At 72.7% G+C, this 14,303-nt stretch carries 15 protein-coding genes; 8 read left to right on the forward strand and 7 right to left on the reverse strand.

Features of this window, described 5'->3' with window-relative positions; all coding sequences use genetic code 11:
- Positions 1–24 precede the first annotated feature (24 nt).
- Both AC6CKD_RS30755 and AC6CKD_RS30760 read left to right on the forward strand, forming a co-directional pair.
- Positions 25–1,566 carry a glutamate-cysteine ligase family protein gene (locus AC6CKD_RS30755; RefSeq protein ID WP_498331872.1) on the forward strand — a complete coding sequence of 514 codons (1,542 nt, stop codon included), beginning with the start codon at positions 25–27 and terminating at the stop codon, positions 1,564–1,566.
- Between the two features lie 185 nt (positions 1,567–1,751).
- On the forward strand, positions 1,752–2,495 hold the full coding sequence (locus AC6CKD_RS30760) for a CPBP family intramembrane glutamic endopeptidase (protein ID WP_498332032.1): 744 nt from the start codon (positions 1,752–1,754) through the stop codon (positions 2,493–2,495).
- 17 nt (positions 2,496–2,512) lie between these two features.
- Here the strand turns inward: AC6CKD_RS30760 and AC6CKD_RS30765 are convergent, their stop codons facing one another.
- The 3 genes from AC6CKD_RS30765 to AC6CKD_RS30775 all read right to left on the reverse strand — a co-directional run bounded on the left by AC6CKD_RS30765 (position 2,513) and on the right by AC6CKD_RS30775 (position 4,881).
- Positions 2,513–3,331, reverse strand: coding sequence for a PhzF family phenazine biosynthesis protein (locus tag AC6CKD_RS30765; RefSeq protein WP_498331873.1), 819 nt, complete (start codon positions 3,329–3,331; stop codon positions 2,513–2,515).
- Between the two features lie 147 nt (positions 3,332–3,478).
- Entirely contained in the window at positions 3,479–4,027 is a 549-nt protein-coding gene (locus AC6CKD_RS30770) for a hypothetical protein (RefSeq protein WP_498331875.1), read from the reverse strand.
- A 74-nt stretch (positions 4,028–4,101) separates the two neighbouring features.
- Entirely contained in the window at positions 4,102–4,881 is a 780-nt protein-coding gene (locus tag AC6CKD_RS30775; RefSeq protein ID WP_498331876.1) for a hypothetical protein, read from the reverse strand.
- A 503-nt stretch (positions 4,882–5,384) separates the two neighbouring features.
- Here AC6CKD_RS30775 and AC6CKD_RS30780 point away from each other — a divergent pair.
- Entirely contained in the window at positions 5,385–6,005 is a 621-nt protein-coding gene (locus tag AC6CKD_RS30780; RefSeq protein WP_498331877.1) for a PadR family transcriptional regulator, read from the forward strand.
- A gap of 113 nt (positions 6,006–6,118) precedes the next feature.
- On the opposite strand, the gene AC6CKD_RS30785 is transcribed toward AC6CKD_RS30780, so the two are convergent.
- The gene (locus AC6CKD_RS30785; protein ID WP_498331879.1) at positions 6,119–6,547 is read right to left on the reverse strand and encodes a type II toxin-antitoxin system Rv0910 family toxin; all 429 of its coding nucleotides are present in this window, start codon (positions 6,545–6,547) and stop codon (positions 6,119–6,121) included.
- Positions 6,548–6,739: 192 nt separating this feature from the next.
- On the opposite strand from AC6CKD_RS30785, the gene AC6CKD_RS30790 reads away from it, so the two are divergent.
- Entirely contained in the window at positions 6,740–7,702 is a 963-nt protein-coding gene (locus AC6CKD_RS30790) for an EamA family transporter (RefSeq protein WP_498331880.1), read from the forward strand.
- 164 nt (positions 7,703–7,866) lie between these two features.
- Positions 7,867–8,934, forward strand: coding sequence for a DMT family transporter (locus AC6CKD_RS30795; protein ID WP_498331881.1), 1,068 nt, complete (start codon positions 7,867–7,869; stop codon positions 8,932–8,934).
- Here the strand turns inward: AC6CKD_RS30795 and AC6CKD_RS30800 are convergent.
- The gene (locus tag AC6CKD_RS30800) at positions 8,921–9,664 is read right to left on the reverse strand and encodes a pyridoxamine 5'-phosphate oxidase family protein (RefSeq protein ID WP_498331883.1); all 744 of its coding nucleotides are present in this window, start codon (positions 9,662–9,664) and stop codon (positions 8,921–8,923) included. The genes AC6CKD_RS30795 and AC6CKD_RS30800 overlap by 14 nt on opposite strands.
- A 23-nt stretch (positions 9,665–9,687) precedes the next feature.
- Here AC6CKD_RS30800 and AC6CKD_RS30805 point away from each other — a divergent pair, with 23 nt between their 5' ends.
- Positions 9,688–11,019, forward strand: coding sequence for an aminotransferase class I/II-fold pyridoxal phosphate-dependent enzyme (locus AC6CKD_RS30805; protein ID WP_498331885.1), 1,332 nt, complete (start codon positions 9,688–9,690; stop codon positions 11,017–11,019).
- Positions 11,020–11,040: 21 nt separating this feature from the next.
- On the opposite strand, the gene AC6CKD_RS30810 is transcribed toward AC6CKD_RS30805, so the two are convergent.
- Entirely contained in the window at positions 11,041–12,039 is a 999-nt protein-coding gene (locus AC6CKD_RS30810) for a DMT family transporter (RefSeq protein ID WP_498331886.1), read from the reverse strand.
- A 74-nt stretch (positions 12,040–12,113) separates the two neighbouring features.
- Between AC6CKD_RS30810 and AC6CKD_RS30815 the strand changes: the two genes are divergently transcribed.
- Entirely contained in the window at positions 12,114–13,025 is a 912-nt protein-coding gene (locus AC6CKD_RS30815) for a LysR family transcriptional regulator (RefSeq protein WP_498331888.1), read from the forward strand.
- A gap of 51 nt (positions 13,026–13,076) precedes the next feature.
- On the opposite strand, the gene AC6CKD_RS30820 is transcribed toward AC6CKD_RS30815, so the two are convergent.
- A complete protein-coding gene (locus AC6CKD_RS30820) occupies positions 13,077–13,535 on the reverse strand; it encodes a pyridoxamine 5'-phosphate oxidase family protein (RefSeq protein WP_498332033.1) in 459 nt (152 codons plus the stop codon).
- 91 nt (positions 13,536–13,626) lie between these two features.
- Between AC6CKD_RS30820 and AC6CKD_RS30825 the strand changes: the two genes are divergently transcribed.
- Complete coding sequence (locus AC6CKD_RS30825; RefSeq protein ID WP_498331890.1) at positions 13,627–14,241, forward strand: cysteine hydrolase family protein; 615 nt, start codon at positions 13,627–13,629, stop codon at positions 14,239–14,241.
- Positions 14,242–14,303: the final 62 nt, after the last annotated feature.

A 14,303-nucleotide genomic window follows, 5' to 3' on the forward strand; every position in this document is an offset into this window, starting at 1 on the left:
GCCCAGTCGAGGAGGGACGCTCCGATGGGGGAGAAGGTCGTGGCGGGCGGATTCGACCTGTCCGATCGGCAACGGTACCGGAGGAAGCTTCACGAGTGCCTGGAGGTACTGGAGCGACTTCTGGAAGAGAAGAGGTTCGATCGCCCCAAGAACATGATGGGGCTGGAGATCGAGTTGAATCTCGCGGGTGCCGACGGGTTGCCGAGAATGGTGAATGCCCAGGTCCTCGAGCGTATTGCGAGCACCGATTTCCAGACCGAACTGGGAATGTTCAACCTGGAGGTGAACGTCCTCCCGCACCGGCTCGGCGGCCGGGTATTCGACCAGCTCGCCGAGGAACTGAGCGCGGGCCTCGGATATGCCCACCGGCAGGCGCAGGAGGTCGGCGCCGGGGTGGTCATGATCGGAATTCTGCCGACGATCTCCCGCACCGACCTGGTCACCGCCAACCTCTCGGCGGTGGACCGCTACTCCCTGCTCAACGAGCAGATCCTGACGATGCGGGGCGAGGACTTCGCGCTCGACATCGACGGGGTCGAGCGGCTGACCTGGACCTCCGGGTCGATCGTGCCGGAGGCCGCATGCACCTCCGTACAGCTGCACCTGCAGGTGACCCCGGCCCGGTTCGCGGACGTGTGGAACGCGGCCCAGGCGGTGGCGGCCGTACAGATAGCCGTCGGCGCCAACTCGCCCTTCCTCTTCGGGCGGGAGCTGTGGCGGGAGTCGCGGCCCCCGCTCTTCCAGCAGGCCACCGACACCCGGCCGCCCGAGCTCCAGGCACAAGGGGTGCGCCCGCGCACCTGGTTCGGCGAGCGGTGGGTGGACTCGCCGTACGAGCTCTTCGCCGAGAACGTCCGCTACTTCCCGGCCCTGCTGCCGATCTGCGACGAGGAGGAGCCGCTGCGGGTGCTCGCCGAGGGCGGGGTGCCGAGCCTGCAGGAGCTGGTGCTGCACAACGGCACCGTCTACCGCTGGAACCGGCCCGTCTACGGGGTCGCCGACGGGGTGCCGCACCTGCGCGTGGAGAACCGGGTCCTGCCCGCCGGCCCGACCGTGGCCGACGTCGTCGCCAACGCGGCCTTCTACTACGGGCTGGTACGGACCCTCGCGGACGAGCAGCGTCCGGTGTGGAGCCGGCTGCCCTTCGCGGAGGCCGAGGCCAACTTCGACGCGGCCTGCCGCTACGGCATCGACGCCCGGCTGCGCTGGCCGCGCCGGGGCCGGGGCGGGGGCGGGGGACTGGCGAGCGTGCCCGCGGTCCGGCTGGTGCTGGAGGAGCTGCTGCCGATGGCGGCCGCCGGACTGGACGCGTGGGGCATCGAGCCCGCCGACCGGGACCACTACCTCGGCATCATCGAGGAGCGGTGCCGGCGCCGGGTCAACGGAGCCACCTGGCAGGTGGACACGTACCACCGGGCGCTCGCGGGCGGGCTGGAGCGGGACGCGGCGCTGGCCGCGACCACGCGCCGCTACAGCGAGCTGAGCCACCGGGGCGATCCCGTGCACACCTGGCCGGTGGGCCCGGGGGGTGGCGCAGTGGCGGGCGGAGAGGCGGCCGAGGACTGATTCCGTGGCCCGCCCGGTCCCGCCCGGTGATCCCCTCGCCCCGTGGAGGGGGCAGTATGGGGTGATCGGGGCGGGAGGCCCCGCGAGAGGTCGCAGCGGTGGCGGGACGGGAGACGGGCGTGCGGACGGAGCCGGAACCGGTGGCCGGGGAACTCGAACTCGGCGAGGGCTCGAAGGAGCGCGGGATGCTGCGCTCCGAGACGCTGCTCGTGCTCGCGCTGTCCCTGGGCGCGAGCGGCGTCTCGGCGCTGATCAGCTTCATCGGCTCGCTGACCAAGCCGGGCGGGCTCAAGGACCAGGCCGCCACGCTCAACGGCTCGTACGCCCCCGGGCGGCCCTGGCTGGACCTGGCGTGGCAGCTCTTCGGTATCGCGAGCGCCCTCGTACCCGTCCTGCTCGTCGCGCACCTGCTGACCCGTGAGGGCGCGCCCGGACTGAAGGTGCTGGGCTTCGACCGCACCCGGCCCTGGTGGGACCTGGGCCGGGGCGCGCTCGTCGCCGCCGGCATCGGCAGCGCGGGACTGGCCTTCTACCTGGGGTCGCGGGCCGCCGGCTTCAACCTCACGGTGGTGCCGGAGGCGCTGCCCGACGTGTGGTGGAAGTTCCCCGTGCTGATCCTCTCCGCGGTGCAGAACTCCGTGGTGGAGGAGGTCATCGTGCTGGCCTACCTGCTGCGCAGGCTCGACCAGCTCGGCTGGTCGCCGACGGCCGCACTGCTCGCCAGCTCCGTGCTGCGCGGCTCGTACCACCTCTACCAGGGCATCGGCGGATTCATCGGCAACGTGGTGATGGGCGTGGTCTTCGTCCTCGCCTACCGGCGCTGGGGCCGGGTCGGTCCGCTCGTCGTCGCGCACGCGCTGCTCGACATCGTGGCCTTCGGCGGGTACGCCCTGCTGGCGGGCAAGGTGGGCTGGCTGCCCACCCCGTAGGCGTACCGCGCGGCTGCCTACGGCGCGCTGAGCAGCTCGCCGTCGATGACCGTGACCGCCCGCCCGATCAGCAGCGTGCGGTCGCCCTGCAGGCGGACCCGGACGAGGCCGGTGCGGGCGCCGCCCTGGAGGCCGACGAGCTCCGTGCGGCCCAGCCGCCGCGCCCAGAAGGGGGCCAGGGCGGTGTGGGCGCTGCCGGTGACCGGGTCCTCGTCGATGCCGAACGCGGGGAAGAAGCCGCGCGAGGCGAAGTCGTAGCCGCGGGAGGGGTCTTCGGCCGCCGCGGTCACGATGATCCCGCGCCGGGAGTAGCCGCGCAGGGCGGCCAGGTCCGGGGTGAGCTCCCGTACGGTCCGCTCGTCGGCCAGTTCCACCACGAGGTCGCCGATGTGCTCCGAGGTGTCGTGGACCGACTTGGCCGGGGCGCCGAGGGCGCGCTCCACGGCGGGGTCCGCCTCGACCTCGGTCAGGGAGGAGGTCGGGAAGTCCATGACCAGGGTCCCGTCCCCGGCGGCCGTGACCTCCAGGATTCCGCAGCGTGCCGCGAAGCGGACCGTCCCGGTGGTGAGGCCGTCGGTGGCCAGGACGTGGGCGGTGGCCAGGGTCGCGTGGCCGCACATGTCGACCTCGGCGGTCGGCGTGAACCAGCGCAGCGCCCAGTCCGCCTCGCCGCCGGGCGGGAGCGGATGGGCGAAGGCGGTCTCGGAGAGGTTGACCTCGGCGGCGACCTGCTGGAGCCAGGCGTCCGGGGGGAACCCGCCTTCGAGGAGCAGGACCCCGGCGGGGTTCCCGCCGAAGGGGCGGTCGGTGAAGGCGTCGACGATTCGGATGCGCATGGGGTCGACCGTAGGGACGCGGCGGAGTCGGCCGCAAAGGCCAATTCGGGATGACTGGACTGTTCGCGGCCGTCGGCCGTCGATCTGTGCCATCGAAGATGGGCAGTGTGCCACCGAAGCTGGACCACAGGCCGGTTTGGCCCGCGCCTACATGTCGGGTTTTACCTGGTGGGCGCGTGTCCACTGGTCCTCGAACTCGCGCTGGCTGATCTCCTGACCCGCCAGCGCAGGATCGAAGAGATCCACGATCGGCGGGTTGAAGGGCCAGTCGTCGGGGCCACTACGCAGGGCGGTTCCGTCCTCGGCGAGCTCCACCTGGCGAATCCGGCGTCCGTCGGACGCCACTTCCATCAGATGGACGACTGGTTCATCGTCCTCCTCGTCCCAGCGGCGCCGCAGGTGCACGATGTCCCTGTCCGCGAGTGCGCCGAAACCCTCACGCCCACGCTGCGCGTCGCGCTCGGCGCGGAGTCCCTCCAGCCCGGGAGGCATCAGGGAAGCGTCGATGTCGACTTCATCCAGCTCCTCGTCTTGGAACCGGGCCACCGTCTCGAGGTCGGTGACGACCTCGACCCAGGCGAACGTTTCGACGACATTCTGCGCAGACCGTGCGTGAACCCACCACCACGTGCCGCCCATGCCGTAGTCGTGTAGGACGAGGAAGCGGCGTTTGCCTGCGCTGTCGGTGCTGGTCATGGCGACTGAGCTTAACGAGGAAGGGCGGGGCTGCGAGGCTGGTCAAACTCACTTGGCAAACCGGTCAGTAGGCCTCAGAGTCCGGGCATTTCCATGAGGTGCACGTTGCGGGAGTCTCCACGCGTGGAGCGTGCAAGCTCGGAGACGTGTCGTGCCTGCTCGGCGGACAGACGCCGCACCTCCCACAGCAGGCCTGCGGTGTCCGCGGCCTCCGGGGCCGGGGGCGGTGGTACCTCATGCAGAATGACGCCCGTCAGCGCGGCCAGGTCGCGGGCATCGATCCCCAGCAGAGCAGCGATGTCCGTCACCAAGCGCGGGGTCAGCTCCTTGCGACCAGAGCCGATCACACCGTAAGTGGCCGCCGACAGGTAGGTGGGCGTCACGGACGCGAGCGCCTGCGCCATTCCCGACCAGTTCAGGTTGCGGTACTGGAGCATGCGGATGACCCAAGCGCCGGGGCCGCCCGCGAGGGCCGTGAGCGGTTTCGGGGCGAAGCTGAAACGCCGTTCCTCCTGTGGCAGCGAGCGGATCAGCTGCAGGAGTTCGCGGCGTTCCGCTGCGGGGAGACGCACCGTATCCGTCACCGTGTTCTTCACCCATATCGCGGCCGCGGCGTCCAACGGCGCCATGTCATCCGGGACCGCCAGCCCCGCGAGGATGAACAGATCGACAGCGTGGAAACCCAGCGCGGGTGCAAGCCGCCGGAGCAGTACCTCGTCGGGGCCATCTCCTGCGAGCGCTGCGCGGACCTCGTCTGCGCTCAGCCCAGCGCGGTCGGCCAATTCCTGCGCACCGAGCTCTCTGTGGTCCAGCAGCCACGTCAGCACCGTGCCGAACCCAGGGTGCTCCGTCATGCCCGCAGACTAGCCAGAAGCGCGAGTGGGATACAGCCGTCGTAGATGGCAGCACGGGTCGCCGGGGGCTCTATCGCCGGCTCGCCACGGTGCACACCAGATCATCTGAGACGGGACATTTGCCACTGGCGGTGGCCCCGGTCGGGAGACCCGATCCGGTGTTCATGGCGAACATCCGCTGGCCGAGCCGCTACCGGCGGATGCGCTGCGGCCGGCCCGGGGTCGTGGCCGACCGGGCAGAGCTTCGCGACGCGCAGGCCGGGACATGACTGGCTCACCTTCGTTGGCACAGCACTGACCCATCTTCGGTGGCGCGAAGCCGGCAAGTGGCTCAACTTCGACGACACGCATCCCAAGATCGCTGTCACAGGTCGGCCGTGCGGTGATCCGAGGTGTTCGTTGGAGAGTTTCCGATATATCGTTGACGCATCGCGATGGGTCGACGATAGTAGAGACATCGCATCAGCGACATTGAGACAACGGATGAGGAAAGGAGCGCAGTCATGCGTTCACGCGGACAGCACGGACACGACCACGGACATGAGCACGCCCGGGGTCACGGCCACTGCGGGCCGGACCGTCGGGAGGAGTTCCAGGGGCGGCGCGCCGCCTTCGGGCCGTTCGGGCCGCCCTTCGGCGGCGGGCCCTTCGGTGGGCGGGGCGGGCGCGGCGGGCCGCGCGGCCGGGCCCGGCGGGGTGATGTGCGCGCCTCCATCCTGGCGCTGCTCACCGACCGGCCGATGCACGGCTACGAGATGATCCAGGAGATCGGCGAGCGCAGCGGCGGGGCGTGGAAGCCCAGCCCGGGGTCGGTCTACCCGACCCTGCAGCTCCTGGAGGACGAGGGCCTCATCACCAATGAGACCGAGGGCGGCAAGAAGCTGTTCACGCTCACCGACGCCGGCCGCGCCGAAGCCGAGTCCGGCCCGGACGCCCCCTGGGCGGAGGCCGGCCGCGGCTTCGACTTCGAGGCGATGAACGAGGTCCGGACGGCCGGTTTCGGCCTGATGGAGGCGTACGGCCAGGTCTTCAAGACCGGCACCCCCGCGCAGCGGGAGAAGGCCCTCGCCGTCGTCAACGACGCCCGCAAGAAGCTCTACCTGATCCTGGCCGACGAGCACTGAGTACGGGTCGGCGGGACCTCCCGCACGCGACGGCGCGCCCCACGAGGTTCTCGTGGGGTGCGCCGTCGCGTGCGTGCGTGCGTACGGACCTGCTCGGCGGGGGTGCTGCCAGGTCAGGCGACCAGGCCGGAGAGCTTGCGGAGCGACTCGTTCAGTGCGGCGGTCGCCGAGTCCTTGAGCTTGCCCGCCATGAGGGAGACCGCGGCGCCGGTGAACTCGCCGTCGATGCGGACCGTGGTGGCCTCGCCGTCCGGGACCAGGGTGTAGCGGGTCAGGACGGCCACCCCCATCGGGCCCTTGCCGGTGATCGCGAAGACGCGCTCGTCCTCCAGCTCCGAGACCGTCCACAGGACCTCGGCCGGGAAGCCCATCATCTTCATGTTCTCGGCGAAGGTGGAGCCCACCGCGAGGGTCTCGGGGCCGCCCTTGGGGAAGTTGGTGTGGGTCATGCTCCACTCGCCGTATGCGTCCCAGTCGGTCAGCTGGGACCAGAGCTTCGCGGCGGACGCCTCGATGCGTGATTCCGCGGTGACTTCAGCCATGCGACCACCCCTTCTCGTCAGGTACGTGCGGCGGAAGGTAGCCCCGGCGGACGCAACATTCAAGACTGACGACCTGTCAGATATCGGCGAGCGGGGTGGGTGGGGGTCCGGCCGGTGTCGGCTCGGTCTCGGGAGCGTCTCAACAGGTGTCACGGTGTCTTCGCTCCTGACCGGCCCTGCCATGATGTCCGAATGCAAGCGTCAGGGAGACATGCCGGACTGGGCCTCGCCCTCATTTCGGCGATCGCGTTCGGTGGTTCGGGTGTGGCGGCGAAGCCGCTGATCGAGGCGGGTCTGGACCCGCTCCACATGGTCTGGCTCAGGGTGGCCGGGGCGGCGCTCGTGCTGTCCCCGCTGGCCTGGCGCCATCGCGATCTCGTACGCCGCAAACCCCTGCTGCTCGCGGGCTTCGGCCTCGTCGCCGTGGCCGGTGTCCAGGCCTTCTACTTCGCCTCGCTGTCCCGGATCCCGGTCGGTGTGGCCCTGCTGCTGGAGTACCTCGGCCCGGCGCTCCTGCTCGGCTGGATCCGCTTCGTGCAGCGCCGGCCCGTGACCCGGGCCGCCGCGGCCGGCGCCGCCGTGGCCGTCGTGGGCCTCGCCTGCGTGGTGCAGATCTGGGCCGGGCTGAGCCTCGACCCGCTCGGCGTCCTGCTCGGCCTCGCGGCGGCCTGCTGCCAGGCCTTCTACTTCGTCTTCGCCGACCAGGGCAGCGACGGGGACGACGTGCCCGACCCGATGGGCATGATCGCGCACGGCATGATCGTCGGCACCCTCGTGATGACCGTGATCGCCCGGCCCTGGCGGATGGACTGGCAGGTGCTGGGCGGGGACGCGGCGCTCGGGGACCTGATGGTGCCCGCGCCGGTGCTGCTCGGCTGGGTGGTGCTCATCGCGACCGTCTTCGCGTACCTGACCGGCGTGGTCTCCGTGCGCAAGCTGTCGCCGCAGGTCGCGGGCGTGGTGGCCTGCCTGGAAGCGGTCGTGGCGACCGTACTGGCCTGGGTGCTCCTCGGCGAGCACCTCGCGACCTGGCAGATCATCGGCGGTGCGCTGGTGCTGGGCGGGGCCTTCATCGCGCAGACCTCCCGGGGGCAGGCCGCGCCCGGGGTCGCGGAGCCGGTGGCCGCCCTGGACCGCGATCCGAGCAAGGTCTAGGATCGCGATCATGCTGTCGACCGTGCTTCCGCCGCCCGCCGCCTAGCGCGGGCGGCTGCCACCACGTAGAGAACCCGGCCCGGGCCGTGACCCGGGCCGATTCGCGCTGCCCGCGAAGCGATGACCTGCACCTTTCATCCTTCACGCACGCGCGGAGACCTCTCGTGTCGATCCAGTCGGACCAAACGCCCGCCACCGGGCGCAGCCTGCTCTTCCTCGTCATCGCCGGAACCGCCTGGGGCACCGCGGGGGCGGCGGCCTCGCTGCTCTTCCTCGCCAGTGACCTCGGCCCGCTCGCCCTGTCGTTCTGGCGGTGCGCGGGCGGGCTCGCGGTGCTGCTCGCGGTTCTCGCCGTACGAGGCCCCCGGCGGGGCGGCGGTGCACGGCGGAGTGCCGTCGGGGCGGGCGACGGCCGGGCGGGCGGCGTCAGGGCGGGCGCCGTCCGGCAGCGGGCCTCGGTGGGGTCGCTGATCGGGACCGGGCTGCTGTTCACCCTCTTCCAGTCCGCGTACTTCGCCGCCGTGCGCGAGACCGGCCTCGCCGTGGGCACCGTGGTCACCCTCGGATCCGGGCCCGTGCTCATCGCGCTCGGGGCCCGGTACTGGATGGGGGAGCGGCTCGGCCGGGGCGGGACCGTCGCGGTCGGCGGGGCGCTGGCCGGGCTGGCCGTACTCGTCCTCGGCAGCGGCGGCGGCGAGGTGCGGCCGCTCGGCGTCGGCTGGGCGCTGCTCTCGGCCGCCGGCTACGGGGCCATGACCCTGCGGGCCAGGCTGCTCGGGCGGCGCGGGACCGGCGGGGACCCGCTGGTCACCACCGTCTGGTCGGTCGGGGTGGGCACGGTGTGCCTGCTGCCCCTCGCCCTGGTGGAAGGGCTGATGCCGCACACGGCGGAGCCCGTCCGGGTGCTCTGGCTGCTCGCCTACATGGCCACCGTGCCGACCGCGCTGGCCTACGCGCTCTACTTCAGCGGGGCCGCCGCGGTGCGGGCCGCCACGGTGTCCGTGATCATGCTGATCGAGCCCGTCGGTGCGGCGGCGATCGCCGTCCTGGTGCTCGGGGAGCGGCTGACCGGGCCGGTGGCGCTGGGCACCGTACTCCTGCTGTCGGCGGTGGGGGCACTGATCGCCGCCGAGTGGCGGCGGCCGGCGGACGGCCTGGAGGCCGACGCGCGGGAGGGCGGGCCGCAGGTCCGGCCCGCCCCTGCCGCCGAGGCGGCCGTCAGAGCGCGCTGATGTGGTCCGGGACGGCGATGCCGGCGGCGAGGTCGGCGGCCGGGACCGGGGTCCCGTACGCCGGCGCGACCGGGACCACGCCCGCCCAGAACGGCAGCCCGAGGTCCTCGGGGTCGTCGTTCGGGCCGCCGTCGCGGACCTTGGCGGACACCTCGTCCAGGTCCAGGCGGATCACGGCGGTGGCCGCGAGCTCCTTGGCGCTCGCCGGCCGGGAACCGGCCGAGCGGCCCGGGACGACCTGGTCGACGAGGGCGGCGAGCGCGATCCGGCGCTCCTGCGGATCGGTCACCTCGTAGGCGGTGCCGTGGACGACCACCGAGCGGTAGTTGAGCGAGTGGTGGAACGCGGAGCGGGCCAGGACCAGGCCGTCGAGGTGGGTCACGGTCAGGCAGACCGGCAGCCCCGGGTCGGCCTTGCCGGCCGCGAGGAGCGGGCGCGAGCCGGTGGACCCGTGCACGTAGAGGGTCTGGCCGACCCGGCCGAAGAGGGTCGGCAGGACCACCGGAGCGCCGTCGCGGACGAAGCCGAGGTGGCAGAGGTAGGCCGCGTCGAGTATCGAGTGCACCGTCTCGTGGTCGTAGTGCGCACGGTCGCGGTACCGGCTGGGGACGGTACGTTCGGTGGGCGCGTACCCGGCGGCCGTCGCCTCCGGGGAAGCGATCGCGACCGCTGCCGCCGACGTCTCCGTGGTGGTCTCGGGGGCAGGCGTGACGCTCATTGCGGACTCCATTGTATTAGTGCATACTTGACTTTGTGCTAGAAGAGTATCTGATCATCGGGCGGCGCGCATCGGAAATCGCCGCGAGTGTGGAAGCGGGCGTCGCCTCCGGCGGGCTCGCGCCGGGAGCGCTGTTGCCGCCGATGCGGGAGCTCGCCGGAGTGCTGGGGGTGAACCCCAATACCGTGGCCGCGGCGTACCGCACGCTGCGCGAGCGCGGGGTCATCGAGACCGACGGGCGGCGCGGCAGCAGGGTGCGGGCCCGCCCGGCGACCGCGCCGCGCGACCAGCTGCGGATGGCCGTCCCGGCGGGGGTGCGCGGCATCGCCTCCGGCAACCCGGACCTGCGGCTGCTGCCCGCGCTGGACGCCGCGCTGGCGGGCGCGGCGCGCCGGTACGCGGCGGAACCGACGCTCTACGGCCATGACCCGGTGGTTCCGGAGCTGGCGCGGCTCGCCCGGGCCGCCTTCGACGCGGACGGGGTGCCGGCCGGGGAGGTGGCGGTGACTTCGGGCGCGCTGGACGGCATCGAACGGGTGCTGGCGGCGCACCTGCGGCCCGGGGACGCGGTGGCGGTCGAGGACCCGGGATGGGGGAGCGTGCTCGACCTCGTCCCGGCACTGGGGCTGCGGGTGGTGCCGGTGGCCGTGGACGACGACGGACCGCTGCCCGGATCGGTGGAACGGGCACTGGCGCAGGGGGTGCGGGCGCTGCTCGTGACGGCCCGGGCGCAGAACCCGACCGGGGCGGTGGTGAGCCCGGAGCGGGCCGCGGAGCTGCGGGCGGTGCTCGCCGGGTACCCGGAGGTGCTGGTCATCGACGACGACCACGGACACGGGATCGTGGACCTGCCGCTGAACGTGCTGGGCGGGGCGACCCGCCACTGGGTGCTGATCCGCTCCACCGCGAAGGCGTACGGGCCGGACCTGCGGCTCGCCGTTCTGACCGGGGACGGGGTCACGCTCGACCGGGTCCGGGGGCGGCAGCGGCTGGGCCCGGGGTGGGTGAGCAGGCTGCTGCAGTACGCGGTGGTGGAGCTGTGGCAGGCCGGGGCGGTCGACCCCGTGGCGGTCGCGCGGTCGTACGGGGAGCGCCGGGACGGGCTGGTCGCGGCGCTGGCCCGGCGCGGGGTGCGCGCGCACGGGCGGAGCGGGATGAACGTGTGGGTGCCGGTCGCCGAGGAGGCGGCGGTGGTGGCGCGGCTGCTGGGCGCGGGCTGGGCGGTCGCTCCGGGGGCCCGGTTCCGGGTGGAGTCCGGGCCGGCGGTGCGGATGACGATGTCGACGCTGTCCCTGGCGGACGTACCGGTGCTGGCGGCAGCCGTGGCCTCGGCGGTCCGCCCGGCGGCCGGGGGACGGCTCGACTGACGGCCGGGGCGCGGTGTCGGCCTAGCGGCGCCGGGTCTGGGTGAGGGCCGCGCCGGCCAGGACGACGGCCGCGCCCACCGGCGTGTTCCAGTGGAGCTGTTCGTCCAGGAGGAGGACGCCGGCCGTCGTCGCGATGACCGGGATGAAGTACGTGACCATCTGCGCGGTGGTCGGTCCGATCTCCGTGACCAGGCCGTACTGCATCTGGAGGGCCATGCCGGTGCCCAGGGCGCCCAGGGCGATCACCGACAGGGTCGGCCAGAGCGGGAACGAGCTCGGGGCCGAGGTGAACAGGGCGCTGACCGCGGCTAGTTGCAGGGTCGAGATCAGGAGCTGGGCGCCGGTCAGGGCGACCGGGGAGCCCGGGGTGGAGGCCAGCGTGCGGCGTACGTAGATCCAGCCGATCGGGTAGCAGAGCGCGGCCAGCAGGGCGAGCGCGGTGCCCTTGGCGTCGAGACCCGAGAAGCCCTGCCAGGCGCCGAGGACGGTCAGGACGCCGAGGAAGCCCAGACCCAGGCCGGCGAACCGGCGGCGCGTCGGGCGGTCCTCGGAGAGGGCGACCAGCGAGAGTGCCATGCCCCACAGCGGCGAGGTGGCGTTGCAGATGCCCGCCAGGCTCGACGGGATGCTCAGTTCCGCGTACGCGAAGAGGGAGAAGGGGGCGCTGTTGAGCAGCAGCGCCGCCACCGACAGGTGGGCCCAGGTGCGCCGGCCCCGGGGGAGCGGTTCGCGGCGGATCAGGAGCACCGTGAGCAGGGCGAGCGCGCCGAAGAAGACCCGGCCGAGGGCGACCTGGAACGGGGCGTACGCCTCCGTGCCCACCTTGATCAGCAGGAAGCTGAAGCCCCAGATCACCGAGAGGACCGCGAAGCGCAGGCGCCAGTCCAGCCGGGTGGTGGCGCGAGCCTTCGCGGCGGGGGCCGGGCCCGCGGTGCGGGCGGCGGCCGGGGACAGGGGCGGGATCGGGATGCTCGGCGTCACCGGGGTGCTGGGTGGGACCGGGGTGCTGGGGGCGCTCATGACAGAAACTCTGGCCCTCACAACCTCGTAGGACAAGCGAAAGTTGTTGGGCGTGACGTCGTAGGATTGCTTACATGTTGAACCTGGAGCGGCTGCGCACCCTCGACGCCCTCGCCCGCCACGGCTCCGTCAGCGGCGCCGCCGACGGGCTCCATGTCACCACCTCCGCCGTGTCCCAGCAGATGGCGAAACTGGAACGGGAGGTCGGTCAGCCGCTCCTGGCCAAGAACGGGCGCGGGGTCCGACTCACCGATGCCGGCAGGCTCCTCGCCGACCACGCGGCCCGGATCATCTCCCAGGTCGAGCTCGCCCAGGCCGACGTCGAGGCGCGGCGCGGGTGCGCGGTCGGCGAGCTGCGGATCGGCGCCTTCCCGACCGCCATGCGCGGGCTGCTGCCGCAGGTGCTGGCGGAGTTGCGTGCCGCGCACCCCGAACTGCGCCCGCGGGTAAGGGAGCAGGAACCGGAGGAGAGCATGACCGCCGTGGTGCGGGGCGACCTCGACATGGCCCTCGCCATCGACTGGCACAACAAGCGGATGCCCGTGCCGGCCGAGCTCGCGCGGGCCCACCTCCTGGACGACTCCATGGACATCGCGGTGCCGGCCGGCCATCCGCTGGCCGGCCGCGCCGGGATCTCGCTCGCCGAGTTCGGCGGGGACGACTGGATCTCCTGGACCGAGGGGCAGTTCTGCCACGAGTGGCTCGTCTCCACCCTGCGCGGCACCGGCATCGAGCCCCGGATCGCGCACATCGCGGAGGAGCACCACACCCAACTGGCCTTCGTCGAGGCCGGGCTGGGCGTGTGCGTGGCGCCCCGGCTGGGACGCGGACCGGTGCCGCCGGGGGTCCGGCTGCTCCCGGTGTGCGACACCGTCCGGCGCCACGTGTACGTCGTCTGGCGGGCGGACGCCGATCGCCGGCCGTCGATCCGGGCCGCCGTGGAGGCGTTGAGGAGGGCGGCCTCAGCCGCTGCCGCGGCGGGGTGAGCGCCCGGCGGGGAAGGCCGGGCGGCCGGCGGGGGCGCCCGAGGGGGCGCCCTAGATCTTGCGGAAGTCCCAGGACACGATCGAGTCCGGGGTCAGCCGGATCCAGGCGTGCCGTCCGTCGTGCGGCATCTCCGTGATGCCGAAGTTCTTGACCGGGAAGAGCCGCTCCGCCTCCGCCAGTTCCTCGCACGGCTCGCCCGTACGGGGGGCCTCGCCCACGAAGACGGCCGTGCCGGACAGTTCCACCCCGCGCAGTTCGTCGTAGGCCTCACCGGCGTCGACGACCACCGAGACGCGGGGGTCCTTGCGGAGGTCGGACCAGCGGCGGCTGCGGGTGATCGAGTACAGCCACAGGGAGGTGCCGTCCCAGACGAACCAGAGCGCGCCCACGTGCGGGCGGCCGTCGGGGGAGACCGTGGCCACTCGGCAGGTGCGCTGCTCGCGCAGGAAGGCGTCCGTTTCCTCGTCGGTCATCATGATGCGGCGGCCGCGCCGCTGCGCCCCGTCCACGGGTGTGCTGTCCATATGGTCCGCGCCCCTTCACATCTGACTATGTGTCAGGAATCATGCGTGCTCTTCCGTCGCCACGCCAGGGGGAGCCATGGCCGATCTCGATCCCGCCACCACCGCACTGCTCACCGTCGAGTGCCAGAACGGTGTCGTCGGCGAGGAGAGCGCCCTTCCGGAGCTCGCGAAGGAGGCGCGGGACTCCGGCATGCTGGACCGGGTCGCCGCGCTGGTCGAGGCCGCGCGCGGGGCCGGGGTGCAGGTGCTCCACGCGGTGGCCGAGCGACGGCCGGACGGGCTCGGGGCCAACACCAACGCGCGGCTGTTCCGCGCCGCGGAAAGGCTGCCGGTGCGGCAGCTGACCGGCAGTCCGGCCGTGGACGTCGCCGCGCCGATCGCCGTCGCCGAGCAGGACCTCGTGGTGCGCCGGCTGCACGGGCTCTCCCCCATGGCCGGCACCGACCTGGACGCCCTGCTGCGCAACCTCGGCGTCCGCACCCTCGTCGTCACCGGGGTCTCCTCCAACATCGCGATCCCGAACACCGTCTTCGACGCGGTGAACCTCGGCTACCGGGTGGTGGTTCCCTCCGACGCCATCGCCGGGGTGCCCGCCGCCTGCACCGCCGAGGTCATCCGCAACTCCCTCTCCCTCGTCGCGGAGATCACCACGGCCGAAGCCCTCCTGGCCCAGTGGGCCCCGGCGCGGTAGGTGCCGGGTCGGCCTGCCGCGCGCCCTGGAGTGGAGCCGCCGCCGTGATGACGAGGAGGATG

The sequence above is a fragment of the Streptomyces sp. GQ60 genome, assembly GCF_059758875.1.

Coding starts and splice junctions, on each gene's coding strand:
- AC6CKD_RS30800 (WP_498331883.1), bottom strand. CDS start 9,664: ATGGAGTCCGCAATGAGCGTCACGCCTGCCCCCGAGACCACCACGGAG.
- AC6CKD_RS30755 (WP_498331872.1), top strand. CDS start 25: ATGGGGGAGAAGGTCGTGGCGGGCGGATTCGACCTGTCCGATCGGCAA.
- AC6CKD_RS30810 (WP_498331886.1), bottom strand. CDS start 12,039: ATGAGCGCCCCCAGCACCCCGGTCCCACCCAGCACCCCGGTGACGCCG.
- AC6CKD_RS30775 (WP_498331876.1), bottom strand. CDS start 4,881: ATGACGGAGCACCCTGGGTTCGGCACGGTGCTGACGTGGCTGCTGGAC.
- AC6CKD_RS30815 (WP_498331888.1), top strand. CDS start 12,114: ATGTTGAACCTGGAGCGGCTGCGCACCCTCGACGCCCTCGCCCGCCAC.
- AC6CKD_RS30785 (WP_498331879.1), bottom strand. CDS start 6,547: ATGGCTGAAGTCACCGCGGAATCACGCATCGAGGCGTCCGCCGCGAAG.
- AC6CKD_RS30765 (WP_498331873.1), bottom strand. CDS start 3,331: ATGCGCATCCGAATCGTCGACGCCTTCACCGACCGCCCCTTCGGCGGG.
- AC6CKD_RS30760 (WP_498332032.1), top strand. CDS start 1,752: ATGCTGCGCTCCGAGACGCTGCTCGTGCTCGCGCTGTCCCTGGGCGCG.
- AC6CKD_RS30790 (WP_498331880.1), top strand. CDS start 6,740: ATGCAAGCGTCAGGGAGACATGCCGGACTGGGCCTCGCCCTCATTTCG.
- AC6CKD_RS30825 (WP_498331890.1), top strand. CDS start 13,627: ATGGCCGATCTCGATCCCGCCACCACCGCACTGCTCACCGTCGAGTGC.
- AC6CKD_RS30770 (WP_498331875.1), bottom strand. CDS start 4,027: ATGACCAGCACCGACAGCGCAGGCAAACGCCGCTTCCTCGTCCTACAC.
- AC6CKD_RS30780 (WP_498331877.1), top strand. CDS start 5,385: ATGCGTTCACGCGGACAGCACGGACACGACCACGGACATGAGCACGCC.